A 21,539-nucleotide genomic window follows, 5' to 3' on the forward strand; every position below is an offset into this window, starting at 1 on the left:
TCTTCACGGTCATCTACCGTTCCTGTGAACTGAGCGGGAGTGAGCCCGCTCAGCCGCACGCCCCGAACGGTCTTGGGCGCACTGGTCCCTGGCGTACTCAGCCCCGGGGCGGCGACACGCATCCCGTGCGTGGTCCGATCCCGGGAGGCCAGTTCCCTGCACGACCTGGCCATGTGGGCATGGCCAGAGGCGACGGGGAGGCCCCGAACCATCACTCCGGTGGAGCGGGGGCCCCGCACGCTGGCACCACACCCGGCGTCCCAGATCGCACAGCAACGCTAACTCGGACGGCCCAGGACACCGCAAGCCTGCGAGCCGACCATCACACGATCGAGCTAAAGCGGCCTTGTGTGCAGCTCTCGGCGAACGGTTGCCAACGCCTCGGCGCTGTTCCTGGTGATCGCGGGGACCAGCGACACCACCGCCGTGCCGCACAGCCATCTGACGATGCCGCTGCAGACATGGTCGCGGTGGCCTCCTCTCGATCCTCGGCGGCCTGTGGTCGCCGACGACCTCGTACCCTCAGTGGCTCCAGAACATATCCGACTATCTGCCCACCCACGCCTATGCCGCGCTCGGCCAGGCGATCGAGCTGGGCGGCGCGCCGCACACCAAGGACGTCGCCCTCCTGGCTGGCTACCTGGTCGTCTTCGCGGGTGCGGCCGCCTGGCTGTACCGCAAGGACACGCGCAAGGCGTGAGCGGCGTGGGCGGAGGCCGAGGGGGCCGAAGAAGGGATGAGCGGTGTGGACGAGCGGCGTGAGGAGGCGAGCGGGCCGGCCGGGCGGGGCGGCGCCCGCTGGGCGGCACGGCGCCGGTCGCTGACGCGGGAGGACGATGTGCTGACCGGCGTCGGCCGCGAGCCCACCGACCGCAGGCAGGCCCTGATCAAGCTGCTGTGGATCGGCATCTGGATGGCGTATTTGACGGGCCCCGTGAATGATCTGCTGGACGGCGGTCATCGCCCCCTCGCCACCGCCCTGGGCTGCCTGGGGCTGCTGGCCTTCCTCACCGCCTACTGCATGCTGCTGTTCCGGCACGTCGGCCGTCCCGTGGACTACCGGAAGGTCGTCGGGGCGCTGGTCACGATGGCCGCGCTGGCCGCAGCCCTGGCGCTGACGCTCGACGACTCCTGGCTGGTGCTCTTCGTTTATGTGTCGGTGGCCTGTGGCGCGGTGCTCCCCCTCAGGGCCGCGCGGCTGTCGATCCCGCTGGTCACCGTCGTCCTGTTGCTCGTCGGCCTGACGGCCCGGGACACCCCGCATCTGCTGGCCGCCCTGGTGATCCCCGCGCTGCTCGGGGGGTTCGCGATGAGCGGGGTGCGACAGCTGGTCCGTACGACCAGGGCGCTGCGCGAGGCGCGGGCCACCGTCGCCCACCTCGCCGCCAACGAGGAGCGGCTGCGGCTCGCCCGCGATCTGCACGATCTGCTCGGCCACTCACTGTCGCTGATCACGCTCAAGAGCGAGCTGGCCGGGCGGCTCCTCCCCGACCGGCCGGAACAGGCCGGACAGCAGGTCGCCGACATCGAGCGGGTCAGCCGCCAGGCGCTCGTCGACGTACGGGAGGCGGTCAGCGGGTTTCGCCGCCCGACCCTGGAGGCCGAGGCGGCCGGGGCCCGGATCGCGCTGACCGCCGCGGGCATGGCAGCCGACCTCGGCCGGGCCGCCGAGGGCCATCCGGATCTGCCGCCCGACGAGGAGGGGGCCCTGGCGTGGGCGCTGCGCGAGGGGGTCACCAATGTGGTGCGGCACAGCGGGGCGCGGCGCTGCACGGTGAGGCTCACCGAAGCCGGTGACGAGCTCTGCCTGACCATCAGCGACGACGGCCGGGGGCCCGGAGGCCCGCCGGGCAACGGACTGGCCGGGCTGTCCGAGCGGCTGCAGCTGGCCGGCGGGCGGCTGGAGACCGGGAGCGGCGAGCGGGGCGGGTTCGAGCTCCGTGCGTACGTCCCCCTCGCCCGCCGCGCCACCACCCCCGAGCCCGCCTGGACGACGCCTGGGTAGCAGGGCGAGACCGGGCCGGGGCCGAGCGGGGCCGGGCCGGACCGGGCTGGGGTGGGCTGGGCTGGGGCGGGGCTGTCAGAGGCGCCGCTTACTCTGAGCCCATGAACGGAGCGACGGGGGAGCCGGCCGGGGTGCCGGGAGGTCGTATTCGGGTGCTTCTCGCCGAGGACCAGTCGATGGTGCGGGAGGCGCTGGCCGCGCTGCTCGGGCTGGAGGGCGACATAGACGTCGTCGCCCAGGTGGCGCGCGGGGACGAGGTGGTGGACGCGGCCAGGGAGCACCGGCCGGATGTCGCGCTGCTGGACATCGAGATGCCCGGGATGACCGGTCTCGACGCGGCCGCCGCGCTCCGCCCGGCGTTCCCGGGGCTCAGGATAGTGATCCTGACGACCTTCGGCCGCCCCGGCTATCTGCGCCGGGCGATGGAGTCCGGCGCAGACGCCTTCCTGGTCAAGGACGCCCCCGCCGCCCAGCTCGCGGACGCGGTGCGCCGGGTGCTGCGCGGCGAGCGGGTCATCGACCCGACGCTGGCCGCGGCCGCGCTCGTGGACGGGGCGTGCCCGCTGACCGAGCGGGAGCGTCAGGTGCTGCGGGCCTCGGCGGACGGCTCGACCAACGCGGAGCTGGCGCGCCGGCTGAACCTCTCGCAGGGCACGGTCCGCAACTACCTCTCCACGGCCATCCAGAAGACCGCCGCCCGCAACCGCGCCGACGCGGTGCGGATCGCCCGCGACAAGGGGTGGCTCTGACCGCCGCCCTGAGGCAGCCCCGGTGCGGTGGCCGCCCCGTGCGGAGGCCGTCCCGGTGCGCTGCGCTCAGTTCAGCATCGCCCGGGCGGCCCGCGCCTGGCGCCGTACGTCCTCCGCAGCGTTCGGCTCCATCGCGGCCACGACCTCCGCGTACTCCTCCATCTCCTTCGCACCGGCCACGAAGTTTCCGCGCTCCACCAGCAGTTTGGCCCGCTCGTAGCGGAGCCGGGCCGGGTGGCTGGGCAGCAGCAGGGACAGCTCCACCGCCCACAGCTGGACGTCGGTGCGCTCGGGCCGGGCGGCGGCCCAGGCACGGATGTTGTTCAGGATCCGCAGCACGATCTCCAGCGGGGTGGCCGGGGCCGGCACCACCGGGGCCGACGGTACCCCCAGCGCCCCCGCCACCAGCAGCGCCGCGTCCTCGTCGGACAGCACCCGCCCGCCGTCGAACGGGTCGGCCAGCACATGGTCCCCGTACGGATCGCCGAAGCCGACCACGAAGTGGCCCGGCAGCGCCACCCCGTACACCGGCGCGCCCGCCCGCCGCGCCACCTCCATCCACACCACGGACAGCAGGATCGGCAGCCCGCGCCGCCGCCGCAGCACCTCGTGGAGCAGCGAGGACTCCAGCCGCCGGTAGTCGGCCGCGGCGCCGCGGAAGTCGAGGCGTTCCCCGAGCAGTCCGGCCAGCGCCTTGGCCCAGGCGCCGGGCCCGCCGGGGGAGTAGGGCACCAGACCGGCCAGCCGGTCGAGTTCGATCTGCGCGGCGTCGATTGCGTTCTCGTCCAGCTCCGGATCGGCCTCCTGAGCCACCAGCAGGCACAGCAGCGCCAGGTCTGGGCGCTCCTCGCGGGCCGCCTCGGCGAAGCGCCTGCGCCGGGCCGGGGTGTCGTCTCTGCGTGGCATAGGTGCCTCGTACCCGATCAGCGGTGGTTCTCGTGGGGTGCGCGCCAGTGGTGGTAGGCGTGGTGTGTGGTGAAGCCCATGCCCTCGTAGAGCGCCCTGGCACCGTCATTGTCCGTCTCGACCTGCAGATACGCAGCCGAGGCGCCCTCCTCCAGGGCCTTGCGGGCGAGCGCCGTCATCACGGCCGTGGCCAGGCCCTGCCGGCGCAGCCGCGGATCGGTCTCCACGGCTGTGAACCCGGCCCAGCGGCCGTCCACCACGCACCGCCCGATCGCGGCCGGGGCGCCCGGGGTCCCGTGCTGCGACTCCGTGGTTTCCGCGGTCGCCATGGTCGCGAACCACACCGAAGGGCCGCCGCGGAGCACCCGCAGTACCTCGGGGGCGGGCTCGCCGGAGGCGGAGCGCTGGTAGCGGGCCAGCCAGGCGTCGTCGATGTCGCGGGAGAGGGCGACCCGGGAGACATCGGCGTCCGTGTCCGCGATGGGCGCGAGGGCGGCGATCCGTATGTCCGCGGAGACCTCCCGGACCCAGCCGTGCGCCGCGAGCTCCGCGGCCAGCAGCTCCTGTGTCCCCTCGGCGCCGGTGCTGACCTGGACATAGGCGGGCAGTCCGCGCTCGGCGTACCAGGCGGCCACCCGCCGCAGCGCGTCCTCCACCGGTATGCCCGGGTCGCCGAGCGGCAGCGCGGAGTTGGCGCGCCGGGTGAAGCCGCCCGCCGCGCGCAGCTGCCACTCACCGAGCCGTTCGCTCTCCACCGGCGGCCAGGCGCGGGCGGCGGCCCGGTCCAGCTCGGCCGCGGTCGCCGCCGGGCCGCGGCGGCGGGCCGGGGCCGCGGGCACCACCTTGCCCGCGACGAGCGAGGATTCCGCGATGCGGACCTCTTCTCCCGAGCGTCGAGTGACGCACAGCACATTCTCTGTCCACGATGTGAGCACGCCGACCACGTCGGTGAACCGCGCGGCGCTGTCCCCACCCTCGATCGTCAGCCTGACGGACACGCGTTTACCCACGTCAGACGGGGTAATCCGGACCTCTAGTCGTCCGCCAGTGGTGAAATCCACAGCTCTGCTCGCCCCTCACGTGCGTCTCGTGCCCAAGAACGGAGATACTAGGTGCGGGCATCGACGACGCCGCGCTCCCGCGCGATAGCAGCCCTAAGAGGAGGAACGACAGCGTGACCTACGTCATCGCGCAGCCTTGTGTCGACCTGAAAGACAAGGCGTGCATCGAGGAGTGCCCCGTCGACTGCATCTACGAGGGCCAGCGGTCCTTGTACATCCACCCGGACGAGTGCGTCGACTGTGGGGCCTGTGAGCCGGTCTGCCCGGTCGAGGCGATCTTCTACGAGGACGACACTCCCGAGGAGTGGAAGGACTACTACAAGGCCAACGTCGAGTTCTTCGACGAGCTGGGCTCGCCCGGTGGCGCGAGCAAGCTGGGCCTGATCGAGCGTGACCACCCCTTCATCGCCGCCCTGCCCCCGCAGGAGCACGACGAGTGACCTCGCGGCGCGCGGGCGCGTTCTGAAGACGCCCCGGCACCGCGCAGCCCTCGGTCCCGCATGCCACCACGGCCTGCGGGGCCGGGCTGTTTTACCCGAGAAAGCGAGCCAGTTGTGCCACCCGTCTCCGCCCGTCTCCCCGTCTTCCCCTGGGACCGGCTCGAACCGTACAAGGCGACCGCCGCGGCGCATCCGGACGGCATCGTCGACCTGTCGGTGGGCACCCCCGTCGACCCGGTCCCCGAGCTGATCCGCACCGCGCTGGCCGGCGCGGCCGACAGCCCCGGCTATCCGACCGTATGGGGCACCGCCGCGCTGCGGGACGCGCTGACCGGCTGGGTGGAGCGGCGGCTGGGCGCGACGGACGTGGACCACACCCAGGTGCTGCCGGTGGTCGGCTCCAAGGAGCTGGTGGCGTCGCTGCCGACCCAGCTCGGCCTCGGCCCCGGCGACCGGGTCGCCTTCCCGCGGCTGGCCTACCCGACGTACGAGGTGGGCGCGCGGCTGGCGGGCGCGGAGCCCGTGCCGTACGACACGGAGACATTTGCGGCCGGCGCCGCGGGCACCGGGCTGGACCCGGCCGGGCTGAAGCTGCTGTGGCTCAACTCCCCGTCCAATCCGACCGGCCGGGTGCTGGACAAGGACGAGCTGCGGGCCGCGGTGGCCTGGGCGCGCGAGCACGGCGTGCTGCTGGTCAGCGACGAGTGCTACCTGGAGCTCGGCTGGGACGCCGACCCGGTGTCCGTGCTGCACCCCGAGGTGTCCGGGGGCAGCTTCGAGGGCCTGGTGGCGGTGCACTCGCTCTCCAAGCGCTCCAACCTGGCCGGCTACCGGGCGGCGTTCCTCGCCGGTGACGCGGCGGTGCTCGGCGAGCTGCTGCAGATCCGCAAGCACGGCGGGATGATGGTGCCCGCGCCCGTCCAGGCCGCCACCGTCGCGGCGCTCGGCGACGACGCGCACGTGGCCGAGCAGCGCGAGCGCTACGCCCGCCGCCGGGCCGCGCTGCGCGAGGCGCTGGAGGGGTGCGGCTTCCGCATCGAGCACAGCGAGGCGTCGCTGTACCTGTGGGCGACGCGGGACGAGCCGTGCTGGGACACCGTCGGCGCGCTCGCCGAGCTGGGCGTCCTGGTGGCGCCGGGCGACTTCTACGGCGTGGCGGGGGAGCGGAACGTACGCGTCGCGTTCACCGCCACCGACGAGCGGGTGGCGGCGGCGGTCCAGCGGCTGGGCGGCGGTCTGCCCAGGCGCTGACCGCGCGGGCCCTGTGGATGTGCGAGGGCCCTGCGGATATGCGGCGGGCCCGGGGAGCCGATGCTCCCCGGGCCCGGGTGTGAGCCGTGAAAGCCCGCTCTCAGCTGCCGAGGATCGGCAGGCCCTTGACCGACAGGCCGTCGGTCAGGGAGTTGCCGGGCAGCGTGCTCGGGGCGGCCGGTGCGGCCGGGGTGGCCTGGCCGGCCTCGTGGGCCTTGCCGGCGGCGCTCTTGCCGGCCTTGGACGCCTTGCCGACCTTGCCCGTGACGGCCTTGCCGACCTTGCTCATGGCGGCCTTGCCGCGGCTCGGCGCGGCGTGGCGGGCCTTGCCCTTGCCCTTGCTTTGGCCCTTTCCGGCCTCCGCCTTGCCGTGGTCGCCCTTTCCGGCCTTCGCCGCCCCGGCCTTGACCGCCCCGGCCTTTCCGGCCTTGCCGGAAGCCGACTTGGCCCCGGAGACGGTCTTGCCCGCGGCGGGAGCGGCCTTCTCCGCGGTCCGGGCGACCGGAGCGGTCTGCTCCGGGCCCTTGAGGGCGCGCGTGACCGTCCCGCCGGCCTTGCCGCCGACCTCGCCCGCCGCGCTCCCGACGTGGTGCGAGGCGGAGTCCGCGAGGCTGCCGACCACGGCGGTGTCGAGCGCGCTCAGCCCGCCCAGCTTGGAGGCCTGCGGCAGGGCCAGGTCCGCTGCACTCGCGGCGTCGGCGGCACCGACCACGGGAGCTGCGCCCGCTGCGACCAGCAGCGCGGTCCGGGCGATCCGACGCGTGAGGGGGAGGGACATGATGCTCCTTTGACGGAGGGACAATTGGCGTGGATGTCCGGCAGGCGGACGCAGTGAATACCGCGCGAGAAGCGGGAAGGTTGCGGTGCGCCAAGGTAAAGAATTGGCAATGCGTCGCATAATCCGTTTCGTATGTGAGTGGGCGTCCGGGAATGCCGCGAGACCCGCTCTGATCCGCCGTCACCAGCGGTGATATGCCGCGCTATCGGGCCGTGACGATGCGCACTTCCGGCCCGGAATCCTCGTCGGCGGTATGCCAGCCGGCCCTCAAATTCCCGGCGGTCCATACATGTTTGCCATAAGAAACGCGTTCGATGCGCAACTCGTCCGAGTGGGCCACGGCCCAATAGGCCAATTCCCAGCCGTTACGCTCCGCCCCGCCGCGGGCCCGCGTCGCCCCCGGCGACACCCGCACCACATGCGCGGCCGCGGCGCGCCCGCCGCCCTGCCCGGTCGGCCGCACCGCCGCCACCTCGGCGCCGAACTGCCGCTTCAACTCCGCCCGGACCCGCGCCGGATCGCCCGGAATCCCGTCGTCCGGCGGGCCGGGGCAGGAGAAGGCGGCCGCCGAACGCCCCGTCAGCGCGCCGGTCAACACCACGGCCTCGGTCTCGTGCTTCGCGTACGCCTGCGGAAAACCGCTGTACTGCACCCGCTGGGCGGCCACCGTGAGCGGGAGCCGCGAGTAGCCGGGGACCTTCACCAGACGGTCGTAGAACCGCCCCGTGGCGTAGACCGGGTCCTGGATCTGCCGCGCCGTACCCCAGCCCTGCGAGGGCCGTTGCTGGAAGAGCCCCAGCGAATCCCGGTCGCCATGGCGGATGTTGCGCAGCCCCGACTCCTGCAGCGCGGTGGCCAGCGCGATGGTGACGGCCCGCTCCGGCAGCCCCCGGGAGGCGGCCACCGCCTCGATCGTGGCCGCGTTCACCGCCTGTTCGGGGGTCAGCGCCAGATACTCGCCCTGCGCCCGTACGAAGCAGCGGGGCGGGCCCCAGCCGCCGGTCGCGATGTGCAGCGCCACATACCCGACCAGGGCCAGCAGTACGGCGAGGGCGATCGCGGCACGAGTCCGACGGGCGCGGCTGGCGAGGACGGGCAGGGGCACGGCGCCCACGTTACTTCAGGGCCCCCAGGCCCCGGACCGACATGTGTCAAGAGGCACGTCACCGGCCCGGGACGGCCCGCCGCCGCCACCGCCCGGCCGCCGCCGACGGGGACGGGCTAGGGTCGTTTCCATGGCACATCCCGCACTCGATCTGTCCCTGGACGCCGCCCGGCTCACCGCCCGGCTCGTCGACTTCCCCTCGGTCAGCGGTGACGAGAAGGCGCTCGCCGACGCCGTGGAGGAGGCGCTGCGCGCCCTGCCGCACCTGACCGTCGACCGGGACGGGGACGCCCTCGTGGCCCGGACGAACCTGGGGCGGGCGGAGCGGGTGGTCCTCGCGGGGCACATCGACACCGTGCCGATCGCCGACAACGTGCCCTCACGGCTCGACGGGAACGGGGTGCTGTGGGGCTGCGGCACCTCCGACATGAAGTCCGGCGTGGCCGTACAGCTGCGCGTCGCCCAGACCGTGCCCGACCCGGGCCGCGATCTGACCTTCGTCTTCTACGACCACGAAGAGGTCGCCCTCGAGCTCAACGGGCTGCGGCGGCTGGCCGAGCGGCACCCCGAGTGGCTGGCCGCCGACTTCGCGGTCCTGCTGGAGCCCACCGACGGCAAGGTCGAGGCGGGCTGCCAGGGCACCCTGCGGGTGCGGGTCACCACCAGCGGCAGGCGCGCCCACTCCGCGCGCAGCTGGCTCGGCGAGAACGCCATCCACAAGGCCGCGCCCGTTCTCGACCGGCTGAGCCGCTACGAGCCGCGCCGCGTGGACATCGACGGGCTCGTCTACCGTGAGGGCCTGAACGCGGTGCGCGTCGAAGGCGGCCACGCCGGCAACGTCATCCCGGACTTCTGTGCCGTGACCGTCAACTACCGGTTCGCCCCCGACCGCTCCGAGGCGGAGGCGCTCGCGCATGTGCGCGAGGTCTTCGACGGGTTCGAGGTGGAGGCCACGGACAGCGCGCCCGGCGCGCTGCCGGGCCTGTCCCACCCGGCCGCGGCCGCCTTCGTCGAGGCGATCGGCACGGAGCCGGCCCCCAAGGACGCCTGGACGGACGTCGCCTTCTTCTCGGCGCTCGGCGTGCCCGCGATCAACTACGGCCCCGGCGATCCGCTCCTCGCACACACCCGCGAGGAGCACGTGACCACCGCGGCCGTGCTGGAGGCCGAGGAGCGGCTGCGGGCCTGGCTGACCGCCTGACCGCCTGGCTGCCCGGCCGGCACGGCCGCCGTCCGGACTTGGCTGACGTGCCGAATCGAGAGGCCTACGCTGAACGACAGATCTGCGGCTGATCGGAGGCAGATCGTGGCGAAGGGAGCACACATGGGCAACGCCGAGGACGAGCGGACGCTGCACGAGCAGCGTGAGGGCCCGGTCGTGCGCCGACGCCAGCAGATGCGGCCCGGCACGACCGACCAGCGGCTGCTGGACACCCAGGGGGCGACCCACTGGGTGCACGAGGACCCGTTCCGGGTGCTGCGCATCCAGTCCGAGTTCGTCGAGGGCTTCGGCGCGCTCGCCGACCTCGGCCGGGCGGTCAGCGTCTTCGGGTCCGCCCGTACGCCGGAGGGGTCGCCGGAGTACGAGGCGGGCGTGCGGATCGGGCGGGCCCTCGCGGAGGCGGGGTTCGCCGTGATCACCGGCGGCGGCCCGGGGGCGATGGAGGCGGCGAACAAGGGCGCGTGCGAGGCGGGCGGGGTCTCCGTCGGGCTCGGCATCGAGCTGCCGTACGAGCAGGGCCTCAACCCGTACGTCGACATCGGCGTGAACTTCCGCTACTTCTTCGTCCGCAAGACGATGTTCGTGAAGTACGCGCAGGGTTTCGTGGTGCTGCCCGGCGGGGTGGGCACCCTGGACGAGTTCTTCGAGGCGCTGACCCTCGTCCAGACCAAGAAGGTGACCCGCTTCCCGATCGTGCTCTACGGCAGCGCCTACTGGGAGGGCCTGGTGGCCTGGCTGAAGGACACGCTCGTCGCGCAGGGCAAGGCCAGCCCCGTGGACCTGGAGCTGTTCCGCCTCACCGACGACGTGGACGAGGTGGTCGACCTGATGACGAAGGAGTCCGGCGGCTGACCCACCGGCCGGCCCGCGTCGGCCTCCCCCGGCTCACCGGTCGGCCTCCCCCGGCCACCCGTCGGCCCGCCCGCCGCCCCGCGCCGTCAGGCCACGCCGCGCCGGGCGACCGCCGGGGGCCGGTGACCGGCGATGGAGGACACCATGTCCAGCACCTGGCGGGTCTCGGCCACCTCGTGCACCCGGTAGACCCGCGCGCCGAGCCAGGCCGAGATCGCGGTCGTCGCGAGGGTGCCGAGCAGCCGCTCCTTGACCGGCCGGTCCAGCGTCTCGCCCACGAAGTCCTTGTTGGACAGCGAGACCAGCACAGGCCAGCCGGTCTCCGCCAGCTCGCCGAGCCGCCGGGTCGCCTCCAGCGAGTGCCGGGTGTTCTTGCCGAAGTCGTGGCCCGGGTCGATCAGGATCGACTCGCGCGGTACGCCCAACTCGACGGCGCGCCGCGCGAGCTCCAGCGTGACCCGCAGGATGTCGGCCACCACATCGTCGTACGCGACCCGATGCGGCCTGGTGCGCGGCTGGGCGCCGCCCGCGTGGGTGCACACCAGACCGGCGCCGTGCCGGGCCGCGACCTCGGCCAGCTTGGGGTCGACCCCGCCCCACGCGTCGTTGAGCAGATCCGCGCCCGCCTCGCAGACCGCCTCCCCGACCTCATGGCGCCAGGTGTCCACGCTGATCACCACGTCGGGGTGGCGCCGGCGCACCTCGGCCACGAAGCTCACTGTGCGGCGCACCTCCTCGGCGGTGCTCACCTCCTCGCCGGGGCCGGCCTTCACCCCGCCGATGTCGACGATGGCGGCGCCCTCCGCCACCGCCTGCTCGACGCGCGCCAGGGCGGGCGCGTCGTCGAAGGTCGCCCCCCGGTCGTAGAAGGAGTCCGGCGTCCGGTTCACGATCGCCATGATCACTTGTTCGTTCCCGCCGAACTCACGCCGTCCGAGCCGTAGCATCCGCACTTCCTCTCGCTTCCTCCCCAGAGGGGCTGCGAGCGACGATAACTGTCGGTGGGGCATGGCACGATCGAGGCAGACTGGTAGGACGTACGCGCGCACCCCGGGGAGACGATCGTCGTGTTTTGGTTCTTGCTGATCGCGCTGGTCGTGGTGGTCGGCGCGGTCACGGTCGTGGTCGTCGGAGGTGGCGACGGCGGCGCGCTGGCCGAGGCGCCCCCCGACCGGCTCGATGACGCGCTGCCCGCCGACCGGCCGCTGGGCCGGGCGGATGTGGAGGCCCTGCGCCTTCCGATGACCATGAGGGGCTACCGCATGGCCGATGTCGACGATGTGCTGGGCCGCCTCGGCGCCGAGCTCGCCGAGCGCGACGCGCGGATCGCGGAGCTGGAGACGGCCCTGGCCGGGGCGCAGGCCTCGGCGCACGGCGGGCCCGGGCTGCTGCAGCGGCCCGGCGGCCTCCCGCCGCACGACATCGCGGCGCCGGGCCTGCCGCCGCACGACATCGCCGCGCCGGGCCTGCCGCGCGATCTGCCGCCGCCCGGGCTGCCCACCCACGACCTGCCTGCCCCCGGCCTGTCCCCGCATGACCCGGCGCCGCAGTATCCGCCCGTGCCCGACGTCCCGCCGCGCGGGCCGGAAGGGGAGAACGCATGAGTGTGCACGGCAAGACTGAGCGTGAGGGAGTGGCATGAGCGCCGGGGAAGTGGTGATGGGGCCGGACGGGCTGCCGCGCTGCCCATGGGGTGGGCTGGACGCCGAGAACATGGCCGACTACCGCGTCTACCACGACACCGAGTGGGGCCGCCCGGTCCATGGCGACGACGCCCTGTTCGAGCGGATCTCCCTGGAGGCGTTCCAGTCCGGGCTGTCCTGGCTGACGATCCTGCGCCGCCGCGAGGGCTTCCGTGCCGCGTTCGCCGACTTCAAGATCGCGGCGGTCGCGGAGTTCACGGAAGCGGACGAGCAGCGGCTGCTCGCCGACTCCCGCATCATCCGCAACCGGGCGAAGATCTCGGCCGTCGTGGCGAACGCGCGGGTGGCCGCCGAGCTGGCGCCGGGCGAGCTGGACACGCTGATCTGGTCACACGCTCCGAACGCGGTCGGCCGCCCGGCGCCGCGGACCTTCGAGGACATCGCCCCGATCACCCCGGAGTCGACGGCGCTGTCCCGCGACCTCAAGAAGCGCGGCTTCCGTTTCGTGGGCCCGACCACCGCCTATGCCCTGATGCAGGCGTGCGGCCTGGTCAACGACCACTTGGCCGACTGCCATGTCCGGGGCGCCTGAGTTCTCGCATGGCTGTCCGGTTCTCTCCCGGAGGTAGCCGGGGGAGAACCGGGCCCTGAAAGCTCAGCGGCCGGTGAAGTGGGGCTTCTGCTTCTTGACGAACGCGTCCACCGCGGCCAGGTGGTCCGCCGAGGAGCCCGCGCGCCGCTGGAGCTCGTCCTCCTTGGCCAGGGCCTCGGTCAGGCTGTGCCCCGCCGCGTAGGCGAGGGATTCCTTGATCGCCGCGTAGGCGGCGGTCGGTCCCTCCGCCAGGTGCCGGGCCACCGCCGCCGCCTCGGCGGCCAGCTCCGCGGCCGGGACGACCTTGTTCGCGATACCCAGGTCATGGGCGTCCTGAGCGCTGATCGAGCGCGGGAAGAGCAGGAGGTCGGCGGCGCGGCCGTGGCCGATCAGCCGCTGGAGGGTCCAGGAGACACCGGAGTCGGCGGTGAGGGCGACCCCGGCGAACGAGGTGTTGAAGGAGGCGGTGTCGGCGACGACGCGGTAGTCGGCGGCGAAGGCGAAACCCGCGCCCGCGCCCGCCGCGACCCCGTTGACCGCGGCGACGACCGGCTTCGGCATCCCGGCGATCGTGGTGACGATCGGGTTGTAGTGCAGCGCGACGGTGCTCATGGTCGAGCCCTCGCCCTCCCCCGCCCGGTCGGCCGCCAGCAGCTCGATGTGCTCCTTGAGGTCCTGTCCCACGCAGAAGGCGCGGCCGGTGCCGATCAGCAGCACGGCCCGTACGGCTGGGTCCCCGGCGGCCTGGAGCAGGGCGTCGCGCAGGGCGACCTTGGTGTCGATGTTGAGCGCGTTCATGGCGTCGGGACGATTGAGGGTGATCGTCGCGAGTCCATCGGTCAGCTCGTAGAGCACGGTGTCGGCCATGGCGGGTCCTCCGGTGCGGCTGGGTCGCGGCTCGGGCGGTGCCGCAGCGGCGGCCCGGTCCGGGCCCCGCGCGGCGGTCAGCGCTCAGCATGCCGAAAGATCGGCGCGACCGACATGTGACCTGCGTCAAAGAATCCGGCTCACCATGGGCCACCGTCGGGACGCGCCCCGGGCATCGGCGCCCGTACGGTATCGCGACCCCTCCCCGAATTGGGTGGTTTTGGGTGAGCGCGTTGCGCAGGGGTTGCCGACTGATGTTGGTCATCGGGTCGTGCCATGCGGGATAATGACAGGGAAGCAACGTGTTCGATGCCGGTGACACCTGGGTTGTCGGCTGCGATGAGCTGGTTTCAGGAAGGGGAACGAGCATGGCGGCCATGAAGCCGCGGACGGGCGACGGCCCGCTCGAGGTGACCAAGGAGGGGCGGGGCATCGTCATGCGCGTTCCGCTCGAAGGCGGCGGTCGGCTCGTCGTCGAGCTGACACCGGACGAGGCCGACGCGCTCGGCGACGCCCTGAAGAAGGTTGTCGGCTGAAGCCATCGGTCCCACCACTACCCGTGTGCCGCCCCGGCGGCCGGTATGGACATACCGGCCGCCGGGGCGGTGCTTTGATCGGCGGTGTGTTGAGCGGGGGCATGGTGAGCGGGGTGTTGTGAGCAGGGGGCGCTCCACGGTGTTCTGATCCGTGCGTATCCGCGCCTATTCGGGCTTATCCGGGCTCATTCGGGTTTATCCGCGCTTGACCGCGCAGAGCAGCCCGTCGCCCACCGGCAGCAGTGAGGACTGCAGCACGGTGGACTCCCGTACGGTGCGCAGCAGCTCGCGCAGGCGCAGCACCTCGGCCGGCTGTACCGCGGAGTCCACGGTCCGCCCGTTCGCGAAGACGCCCTCGAAGCAGACCAGCCCGCCGGGCCGTAGCAGGCGCAACGATTCACCGAGGTAGTCAAGGCACTCGGAGCGGTCGCCATCGCAGAACACCAGGTCGTAGCCGCCGTCGGCGAGCCGCGGCAGTACGTCCAGCGCCCGGCCGGGGATGAAGCGCGCGCGGTTCCCGGTGAAGCCGGCGGCGCGGAACGCCTGCCGGGCGAACTGCTGCATCTCCGGCTCGGAGTCCACGGTGGTCAGCACGCCGTCCGGCCGCATGCCGTTGAGCAGGTGGATGCCCGAGACCCCGGTACCGGTGCCGATCTCGGCGACGGCCTTGGCGTCCGCGGCGGCGGCGAGCAGGCGCAGCGCCGCGCCCGTGCCGGACGACACCGAGCGCATCCCCGCCTCCCGGGCCCGGTCACGGGCCCAGCGCAGGGCTGCGTCCTCGGCGACGAACGCATCGGCGAACGCCCAGCTCGTCTGCCGGTTGGCGGTAATGGCCCTCTCCTGTCCCCGTAGTTGACGCAAGCGTGACTGTAGCCGCTGCGCCCGGGAACCCGCAGATGGGACCGGGCGTTGGAAGAGGAAGGGGGAGCATATGGATCACGAACAAATGCAGGTCAAAAATGCTTATCCGGAGCTAACGGGCGAGGTGGATATGGTAGGGGCTCTACTGGACACCACCAGAGCCGACAGGGGAGGTGCGGCTGCGGCCGGTGACCGGAGAGTGCTGAGGCGCTTTCGCAGGTCAGCGGGCGAGCCGAAATCCGTGACCAACACTGCTGACCGTCCTCGTTCCGTCGATTCCGCTACGACCGCGACCTTCGCCACCGATGCGGACGCTCCGGCGTGGACACCTCCTACCTGGGAGGAGATCGTCAGCACGCACAGTGCCCGGGTCTACCGCCTCGCGTACCGCCTCACCGGCAACCAGCACGACGCCGAGGATCTCACCCAAGAGGTCTTCGTCCGCGTCTTCCGCTCGCTGTCCACCTACAGCCCCGGGACCTTCGAGGGGTGGCTGCACCGCATCACCACCAACCTCTTCCTCGACATGGTCCGCCGCCGCCAGCGCATCCGCTTCGACGCGCTCGGCGAGGACGCGGCCGAGCGGCTGCCCAGCCGTGAGCCCTCTCCCCAGCAGCATTTCAACGACACCCACTTCGACGCCGATGTGCAGCAGGCGCTCGACACCCTCGCGCCGGAGTTCCGCGCGGCCGTCGTCCTCTGCGACATCGAGGGCCTGTCCTACGAGGAGATCGCCGCCACCCTCGGTGTGAAGCTCGGCACGGTGCGCAGCCGTATCCACCGTGGTCGCTCGCATCTGCGCAAGGCCCTCAAGCACCGCTCGCCCGAGGCCCGGGCCGAGCAGCGCACGGTGACGGCGGTGCCCCGCCCCGCCGCCGCGCCCCGGTTGAGCGGGGAGGTCGGAATCGCGTGACCCGGTCAGGCGGTCAGTCCCCCGCCGAGCAGCATCTCGGCGACCGCCTTGCAGCTCTGGTCGATGGCGAGCTGGGGCATGACGCGCGTGAGCGTGTGCTCGCACACCTCGCGACGTGCTGCAAGTGCAAGGCGGAAGCCGACGCTCAGCGGCGGCTGAAGAACGTGTTCGCGCAGACGGCGCCCCCCGCTCCCTCGGAGGGCTTTCTGGCGCGGCTCCAGGGCCTGCCGGGCCTCTCGGCGGACGACGGCGACGGCGGCGGGGGCGAGGGCTCGCCGTTCGGCGGCTCGAGCGTCTTCGGTGTCCGGGACACCCGGGGGGTTCAGGGTGTGCACGAGGCACGGGAGCAGGCCTTCGCGTTTTTGCCCACCGGCCGGGCGGTGAGCCCGGCCGCCTCGTCCGCCGCCACCCCGCGCGAGCGCGGTTTCCGTATCCATGAGGTCGGGCGCCCCGCCCCGCGTCGGCGGCTCGCCTTCGCAGCCGCGGGGGCGGTGTCCCTGGCCGCGTTCGCGCTCGGCGGCGCGCTTCCGCTGGACGCGGCGGTCGACTCGCCCGGGAGCCAGGCGGAGGGCTCGGACAGCGCGGTCAGCCCGGTCGGCGCGAGCTCTGTGGTCGAGGAGACCGAGGTCATGGGGGTGCGCGAGCGCACCCGCCGTGAGGTGGGGCTGCTGGACATGGCGGCCCCGGCGGACACGACCTCCCCGGGCACGACGCACGCCCGGACCCTCAGCGAGGTCTCCGGCGGCATCCCGGACCCGCTCATCCAGCCCATCCTGGCGGCCACCCGGCTGCTGCGGGCCGCCGCGGCCACGCCCGCGCCGACCCAGATGGCGAACCCCTCCCAGCCGGCGACGAGGACACCGCCGTACCACGGATTCAGCGCGCCCCCGAAGTAGCCCCCTCTCGCTGACCGCCGGGGCGGGGCGGCTCGTGGCGCAGACCCTGCGCGGGCGTCGGCGGACCTGATTGAATCGCTACCGGGCAGCGTCACCCGGTGGCGGTGGCGGCTGTCCCGAGGCGGCGCAGTCCGCGCCGTGTCGCGGGAAATCTGGGGAGATCATGGACGAGGGTAAGGCCACCGGGCCCAAGCCGAAGTGGTGGAGCCGTCCGGACGCGCGGCCCGGCCGCCGGTCGTCATCCGAGGCCGATCCGAAGCCCGCGGAGGACACCGTGGCCGGGGATGCGGCATCGGCCGCGAGCGCGGCCGACGGCGATGCCGGGCGTGCGCCGACCGCGGCTGACGGCCCGTCGGCCGCCGCAGCGCCGGGCGATGCGGTGGCCGCCGGGGCCGAGCCCGGGGCGGCGCCTGTGGCCCAACCCCCCGCCGAGGACGCCGCCGGTGACGGAGTGTCGGACCAGCCGCGGTCGCCGGTGGCCGGTGGCCCCGGCGGCGATGGCGGTGGCGGCGGTGACGGGGCCTCGACGGGAGCCGGGTCCGTTGCGGAGAGCGGGCAGGCCGCCCATCCGCTGCACGCCCCCGACCCGTACAGCACACCGCCCTACGGCGGACCCGGCCCCTGGGCGCCCGCTCCTCCCGTGCAGCGGCCCGTGCCGACCCCGGCCCATGGCACCCACCTTCCGCCCGGCGTCCACCCGGGCGCGACCCCCGCACACGGCACCCAGCTGCCGCCCGCTGCGGCCCAGGCCGTGCCGCCCCCCGGAATGACCCCCGCCCACGGCACGCAGCTCCCCCCGGCCGGGATGACCCCGGCCCACGGCACCCAGCTTCCGCCGGGCGCGCAGGCGGACCCGGCCGCCGCCACCGCCCAGCTGCCGCAGCAGACCGGGCAGCCCCTGCAGCCCCAGCCGGGGCAGGCCGCGCAGTGGCAGCACTACGACCCGTGGACCTCGGCCCCCTCGCCGGACGCGCCGCGGAAGCAGTCCCGCCGCCGCGGCCTGGTCGGGGCCGTGCTGATCGCGCTGATCGCGGGCTGCCTCGGCGGTGGCATCGGCGCGTATCTGGAGCACGAGCGGACCACCGAGGACAGCGTGGTGCACCTCCCGCAGGCGCCGGCCGACCAGGGGGCCGTGGACCCGGACAGCGTCTCGGGCATCGCCGCGCGGGCGCTGCCGGGCGTGGTGACCATCCATGTCAGCGGCGGCACGGAGCAGGCCACCGGCACCGGTTTCGTGCTCGACAAGCAGGGCCACATCCTCACCAACAACCACGTCGTGGAGCCCGCCGGTTCGGGCGGCGCCATATCGGTGACGTTCAACGGCGGCGAGGTGGCGGACGCCAAGGTGGTCGGCCGGGACAGCGGCTACGACCTGGCGGTCATCAAGGTCGACGGGGTCTCAGGACTGCACCCGCTGGCCCTCGGCAACTCCGACTCCGTGCGTGTCGGCGACCCCGTCGTGGCGATCGGCGCCCCGTACGACCTGGCGGGCACCGTGACCTCCGGGATCATCAGCGCCAAGGAGCGCCCCATCACCGCCGGCGGTGAGGAGGGGGACGGCAGCGATGTGAGCTATGTCGACGCGCTGCAGACCGACGCCCCGATAAACCCGGGCAACTCCGGCGGACCGCTGGTGGATTCCAAGGCGCGGGTCATCGGCATCAACAGCGCGATCCGCGCGGCCGACGACGGCTCGGGGGTCGGCGGCAGCCAGGGCGGCAGCATCGGCCTGGGCTTCGCGATCCCGATCAACCAGGGCAAGCGCGTCGCCGAAGAGCTGATCAACACGGGCAAGGCCACCCATCCTGTGATTGGTGTCACGCTCGACATGGAGTACGCGGGGGACGGCGCCCGGGTGCACACCCGGGGCGCCGACGGCCCGCCGGTCAACCCGGGCGGCCCCGGAGACAAGGCCGGCATCAAGGCCGGCGACATCATCACGGAGGTGGACGGCGTACCGGTGCACAGCGGTCAGGAGCTGATCGTCAAGATCCGCAGCCACCGCCCCGGCGACCGGCTCCGGCTGACGCTGCGCCGGGACGACCGGGAGCGGACGGTGGAGCTGACGCTCGGTTCGGCCAGCGGCAGCGGCTGAGCCCCGGGGCCCCGGGGCACCGGGGCACCGGGGTCCCGGGGCGCCCCCGGCTACCGCTGGGAGGTACACCCGCCCAGCGGTAGCCGGGGGAGGGAGACGCCCGATGTTGGCCCGGGCGTCTCCCGCCCCGACCCTGCCGACAGGTACCGTGTTCAGTGGCCTGGACCGTGGCCACAGACGTCACTAGGAGCTGCAAGGTGTTCTTCGACATAGGACCCCTCGAGCTGATCGCGCTCGTCATCCTTGCGGTGCTCGTCTTCGGCCCGGAGAAGCTTCCGAAGGTCATCCAGGATGTGTCGCGGTTCATACGCAAGGTGAGGGAGTTCTCCGACAACGCCAAGGAGGACATCCGCTCCGAGCTGGGCCCGGAGTTCAAGGACTTCGAGTTCGAGGACCTGAACCCGAAGAACTTCGTCCGCAAGCACGTGCTCGACTCGGACGACCTGGGCCTCAAGGAGATCCGTAACGGCTTCGACCTCCGCAAGGAGATGGCCGAGGTCGCGGACGCGGTGAACGGCCGGGAGAGTGACTCCGCACACGGCTCTTCCGGTTCTTCCCCGGCCCCGAAGTCCGGTGGCGGGTCCGGCTCCGCCGGCGACTCCAGCACCCCTGACCTGCTGCGCAAGCGCGAAGAGCCAGGGCGCGAGGAGCGTCCGCCTTTCGACTCCGACGCCACTTGATCCCCCCGTATGCCCGGGCTGGTTGACCCGTATGGCTATCCTCCCTTTGTCCGGGGTGAGGTCGCCTGAGGGGGGCGGGCCGCCCACGACGCAGGGCAACGAGGAGGCTCCGCGCAGATGGAGACGACGAGTCGGCTAGGGGAGCAAGGGGTGGCTGGTACAGCGGGTGCGTCCGCCGAGGACGCCGCGTCGGCCGCTCAGGGAATCCCCGCCGACGCTCGGCGGAGGGTCGAAGGCTATCTGATGGCCGCCTTCCCGTGGTACGGCCTTGACGAGGCGTTCACGGGGCGGCGCTGGCTGATGCAGGTGGGCGCGGCCGCGGACGGCACGGTCGAGCACGGCTCCACCGGGCACGGCGACGAGCCGTCGCTGCGCGCCGAGACCGAGCCGGACCAACAGCGCTTCGCGGTCGTGGTGACCGTGGCCAGCCGCCCGGTGCGGGACAGCGCGGACGGCACCGGCGTGCTGGAGGCCACGTCGGTCTCCTCCGCCGCCTGGCTGGCCGGATCCGGCCTGCTGTCGTCCACCTGGCCGACGCGCATGGAGCGCGCGCTGCGCCAGGACTGGCTGGACCAGCAGACCGCGATCGCCTGGGAGCTCGCGGACGACCTCGAGGGCCCGAGCTGGTCGCAGCTGTCGCTGCCGGTGGACGGGGTGCCGACCGACTTCCACTACCGCGAGTCGGAGTACGGCTGGGTGCTGGCCGGAGCGGCCCGCGAGGGCGTGCTCATCGGCGCGTACGGGCGCGGGATGAGCGCGTACGGGCTGGGCTTCGCGGTGATCAAGGACATCACCGCGTACGCGTAGCCGGGAGCCGCGTACGAGGCGGCCCCTCAGGAGGCCGCCCGCCGCCCTTCGCGCCCGCTCAGAACTTGTTGCGCGGCGTGATGCCCAGCGACATGCCCGCCAGCCCGCGCTGCCGCCCCCCGAGCTTGCCCGCGATGGACCGCAGCGCGCTGCCCGCCGGGGAGTCGGGGTCGGTCAGCACGACCGGCTTCCCCTCGTCGCCGCCCTCGCGCAGCCGCACATCGATCGGGATGGCGCCGAGCACCGGCACGGTGGCGCCGGTGGCCCGGGTCAGGCCGTCGGCGACGGTCTGACCGCCGCCCGTGCCGAAGACGTCGACCATCTCGTCGCAGTGCGGACAGGGCAGCCCGGACATGTTCTCGACCACGCCGACGATCTTCTGGTGGGTCTGGACCGCGATCGAGCCCGCCCGCTCGGCGACCTCGGCGGCGGCCTGCTGCGGCGTGGTGACGACCAGGATCTCGGCGTTGGGCACGAGCTGGGCCACGGAGATCGCGATGTCGCCGGTGCCCGGCGGCAGGTCGAGGAGCAGCACGTCCAGGTCGCCCCAGTAGACATCGGCGAGGAACTGCTGGAGCGCGCGGTGCAGCATCGGCCCGCGCCACACCACCGGCGTGTTGCCCGGGGTGAACATCCCGATCGAGATGACCTTCACGCCATGGGCGGACGGCGGCATGATCATGTTCTCGACCTGGGTGGGGCTGCCGTCGGCGCCCAGCATGCGCGGCACCGAGTGGCCGTAGATGTCGGCGTCCACGACGCCGACCTTCAGACCGTCGGCGGCCATCGCCGCGGCCAGGTTGACCGTCACCGACGACTTGCCGACGCCGCCCTTGCCGGACGCCACCGCGTACACCCGGGTCAGCGAGCCCGGCTTGGCGAAGGGCACCTCGCGCTCGGCCTGGCCGCCGCGCAGCGAGGCGGCCAGCTCGCGCCGCTGCTCGTCGCTCATCACGTCCAGCTCGACGGTGACCCCGGCCACCCCCGCGACCTTGCCGACCGCCTCCTGCACCCGGGCGGTGATCGTCTCGCGCATGGGACAGCCGGCGACCGTCAGGTAGACCGCCACCGCGACCGTTCCGTCCGCCGCGATCTCGACGGATTTGACCATGCCGAGATCCGTGATCGGCTTGTGGATCTCCGGGTCGTTGACCGTCGCGAGCGCGGCGCGCACCGCGTCCTCGGTCGGCGTGGGGCTTGTCGCGGAAGCCATCCGATCTCCTTGACTCGGTGGCGCGGAGCGCAACCGATTCGCTACAGTATGTATCGCGCCTTCGGGC

The 21,539-nt window shown here is 73.1% G+C and carries 21 protein-coding genes and 2 pseudogenes; 15 read left to right on the forward strand and 8 right to left on the reverse strand.

Annotation, left to right across the window (positions count from 1 at the left end; translation table 11 throughout):
* Positions 1-478 precede the first annotated feature (478 nt).
* From ACFZDL_RS38500 to ACFZDL_RS38510, 3 genes and pseudogenes are all read left to right on the forward strand, one after another.
* Positions 479-700: pseudogene (locus ACFZDL_RS38500) on the forward strand (ABC transporter permease); the annotation flags it as partial.
* Between the two features lie 36 nt (positions 701-736).
* Positions 737-2,005: a sensor histidine kinase gene (locus ACFZDL_RS38505; RefSeq protein WP_353587294.1), complete on the forward strand. Its 1,269-nt coding sequence runs from the start codon at positions 737-739 to the stop codon at positions 2,003-2,005.
* 101 nt (positions 2,006-2,106) lie between these two features.
* Positions 2,107-2,754: a response regulator transcription factor gene (locus tag ACFZDL_RS38510; RefSeq protein ID WP_353587292.1), complete on the forward strand. Its 648-nt coding sequence runs from the start codon at positions 2,107-2,109 to the stop codon at positions 2,752-2,754.
* A gap of 66 nt (positions 2,755-2,820) precedes the next feature.
* On the opposite strand, the gene ACFZDL_RS38515 is transcribed toward ACFZDL_RS38510, so the two are convergent.
* On the reverse strand, positions 2,821-3,660 hold the full coding sequence (locus ACFZDL_RS38515) for a transglutaminase-like domain-containing protein (protein ID WP_353587290.1): 840 nt from the start codon (positions 3,658-3,660) through the stop codon (positions 2,821-2,823).
* A 17-nt stretch (positions 3,661-3,677) separates the two neighbouring features.
* On the reverse strand, positions 3,678-4,721 hold the full coding sequence (locus ACFZDL_RS38520; RefSeq protein ID WP_353587288.1) for a GNAT family N-acetyltransferase: 1,044 nt from the start codon (positions 4,719-4,721) through the stop codon (positions 3,678-3,680).
* 113 nt (positions 4,722-4,834) lie between these two features.
* Here ACFZDL_RS38520 and fdxA point away from each other — a divergent pair, with 113 nt between their 5' ends.
* Positions 4,835-5,161, forward strand: a complete 327-nt coding sequence (gene fdxA / locus ACFZDL_RS38525) for a ferredoxin (RefSeq protein ID WP_014054705.1) — start codon at positions 4,835-4,837, stop codon at positions 5,159-5,161.
* Positions 5,162-5,275: 114 nt separating this feature from the next.
* Positions 5,276-6,412: a succinyldiaminopimelate transaminase gene (gene dapC / locus ACFZDL_RS38530; RefSeq protein WP_353587285.1), complete on the forward strand. Its 1,137-nt coding sequence runs from the start codon at positions 5,276-5,278 to the stop codon at positions 6,410-6,412.
* Positions 6,413-6,512: 100 nt separating this feature from the next.
* Here dapC and ACFZDL_RS38535 read toward each other — a convergent pair whose 3' ends face one another.
* Together ACFZDL_RS38535 and ACFZDL_RS38540 are read right to left on the reverse strand one after the other, a co-directional pair.
* Complete coding sequence (locus tag ACFZDL_RS38535; protein WP_353587283.1) at positions 6,513-7,190, reverse strand: hypothetical protein; 678 nt, start codon at positions 7,188-7,190, stop codon at positions 6,513-6,515.
* A 202-nt stretch (positions 7,191-7,392) separates the two neighbouring features.
* Complete coding sequence (locus ACFZDL_RS38540) at positions 7,393-8,304, reverse strand: hypothetical protein (protein WP_391193578.1); 912 nt, start codon at positions 8,302-8,304, stop codon at positions 7,393-7,395.
* A gap of 121 nt (positions 8,305-8,425) precedes the next feature.
* On the opposite strand from ACFZDL_RS38540, the gene dapE reads away from it, so the two are divergent.
* Together dapE and ACFZDL_RS38550 are read left to right on the forward strand one after the other, a co-directional pair.
* Positions 8,426-9,496 (forward strand): succinyl-diaminopimelate desuccinylase, encoded by a 1,071-nt coding sequence (dapE, locus tag ACFZDL_RS38545; RefSeq protein ID WP_353587279.1) that lies wholly within the window; start codon positions 8,426-8,428, stop codon positions 9,494-9,496.
* A 123-nt stretch (positions 9,497-9,619) separates the two neighbouring features.
* Positions 9,620-10,369, forward strand: coding sequence for a TIGR00730 family Rossman fold protein (locus ACFZDL_RS38550; RefSeq protein WP_353587277.1), 750 nt, complete (start codon positions 9,620-9,622; stop codon positions 10,367-10,369).
* Between the two features lie 86 nt (positions 10,370-10,455).
* Here ACFZDL_RS38550 and folP read toward each other — a convergent pair whose 3' ends face one another.
* A complete protein-coding gene (gene folP, locus ACFZDL_RS38555) occupies positions 10,456-11,316 on the reverse strand; it encodes a dihydropteroate synthase (protein WP_353587275.1) in 861 nt (286 codons plus the stop codon).
* Between the two features lie 114 nt (positions 11,317-11,430).
* On the opposite strand from folP, the pseudogene ACFZDL_RS38560 reads away from it, so the two are divergent.
* Both ACFZDL_RS38560 and ACFZDL_RS38565 read left to right on the forward strand, forming a co-directional pair.
* Positions 11,431-11,844: pseudogene (locus tag ACFZDL_RS38560) on the forward strand (DivIVA domain-containing protein); the annotation flags it as partial.
* 163 nt (positions 11,845-12,007) lie between these two features.
* On the forward strand, positions 12,008-12,604 hold the full coding sequence (locus tag ACFZDL_RS38565) for a DNA-3-methyladenine glycosylase I (protein WP_353587271.1): 597 nt from the start codon (positions 12,008-12,010) through the stop codon (positions 12,602-12,604).
* 63 nt (positions 12,605-12,667) lie between these two features.
* Here the strand turns inward: ACFZDL_RS38565 and ACFZDL_RS38570 are convergent, their stop codons facing one another.
* Positions 12,668-13,471 carry an enoyl-CoA hydratase-related protein gene (locus ACFZDL_RS38570; protein ID WP_353587269.1) on the reverse strand — a complete coding sequence of 268 codons (804 nt, stop codon included), beginning with the start codon at positions 13,469-13,471 and terminating at the stop codon, positions 12,668-12,670.
* A 368-nt stretch (positions 13,472-13,839) separates the two neighbouring features.
* Between ACFZDL_RS38570 and ACFZDL_RS38575 the strand changes: the two genes are divergently transcribed.
* On the forward strand, positions 13,840-14,007 hold the full coding sequence (locus tag ACFZDL_RS38575; RefSeq protein ID WP_003966491.1) for a DUF3117 domain-containing protein: 168 nt from the start codon (positions 13,840-13,842) through the stop codon (positions 14,005-14,007).
* Positions 14,008-14,202: 195 nt separating this feature from the next.
* Here the strand turns inward: ACFZDL_RS38575 and ACFZDL_RS38580 are convergent, their stop codons facing one another.
* Positions 14,203-14,868: an O-methyltransferase gene (locus ACFZDL_RS38580; RefSeq protein WP_089504983.1), complete on the reverse strand. Its 666-nt coding sequence runs from the start codon at positions 14,866-14,868 to the stop codon at positions 14,203-14,205.
* A 130-nt stretch (positions 14,869-14,998) separates the two neighbouring features.
* Here ACFZDL_RS38580 and sigE point away from each other — a divergent pair, with 130 nt between their 5' ends.
* The 5 genes from sigE to ACFZDL_RS38605 all read left to right on the forward strand — a co-directional run bounded on the left by sigE (position 14,999) and on the right by ACFZDL_RS38605 (position 20,259).
* Complete coding sequence (sigE, locus tag ACFZDL_RS38585) at positions 14,999-15,781, forward strand: RNA polymerase sigma factor SigE (RefSeq protein WP_353587267.1); 783 nt, start codon at positions 14,999-15,001, stop codon at positions 15,779-15,781.
* Positions 15,778-16,677, forward strand: a complete 900-nt coding sequence (locus ACFZDL_RS38590) for a zf-HC2 domain-containing protein (RefSeq protein ID WP_353587266.1) — start codon at positions 15,778-15,780, stop codon at positions 16,675-16,677. Before sigE ends, ACFZDL_RS38590 begins: the two co-directional genes overlap by 4 nt.
* Positions 16,678-16,840: 163 nt before the next feature.
* A complete protein-coding gene (locus ACFZDL_RS38595) occupies positions 16,841-18,772 on the forward strand; it encodes a trypsin-like peptidase domain-containing protein (RefSeq protein WP_353587264.1) in 1,932 nt (643 codons plus the stop codon).
* A 197-nt stretch (positions 18,773-18,969) separates the two neighbouring features.
* Positions 18,970-19,452, forward strand: a complete 483-nt coding sequence (locus ACFZDL_RS38600) for a sec-independent translocase (RefSeq protein ID WP_353587262.1) — start codon at positions 18,970-18,972, stop codon at positions 19,450-19,452.
* Positions 19,453-19,569: 117 nt separating this feature from the next.
* On the forward strand, positions 19,570-20,259 hold the full coding sequence (locus ACFZDL_RS38605) for a hypothetical protein (protein WP_391193587.1): 690 nt from the start codon (positions 19,570-19,572) through the stop codon (positions 20,257-20,259).
* 58 nt (positions 20,260-20,317) lie between these two features.
* Here ACFZDL_RS38605 and ACFZDL_RS38610 read toward each other — a convergent pair whose 3' ends face one another.
* A complete protein-coding gene (locus ACFZDL_RS38610; RefSeq protein ID WP_353587260.1) occupies positions 20,318-21,472 on the reverse strand; it encodes an Mrp/NBP35 family ATP-binding protein in 1,155 nt (384 codons plus the stop codon).
* Between the last annotated feature and the right edge of the window lie 67 nt (positions 21,473-21,539).

It is taken from the genome of Streptomyces sp. NPDC007917, from assembly GCF_042959105.1.
Classification (GTDB): domain Bacteria; phylum Actinomycetota; class Actinomycetes; order Streptomycetales; family Streptomycetaceae; genus Streptomyces.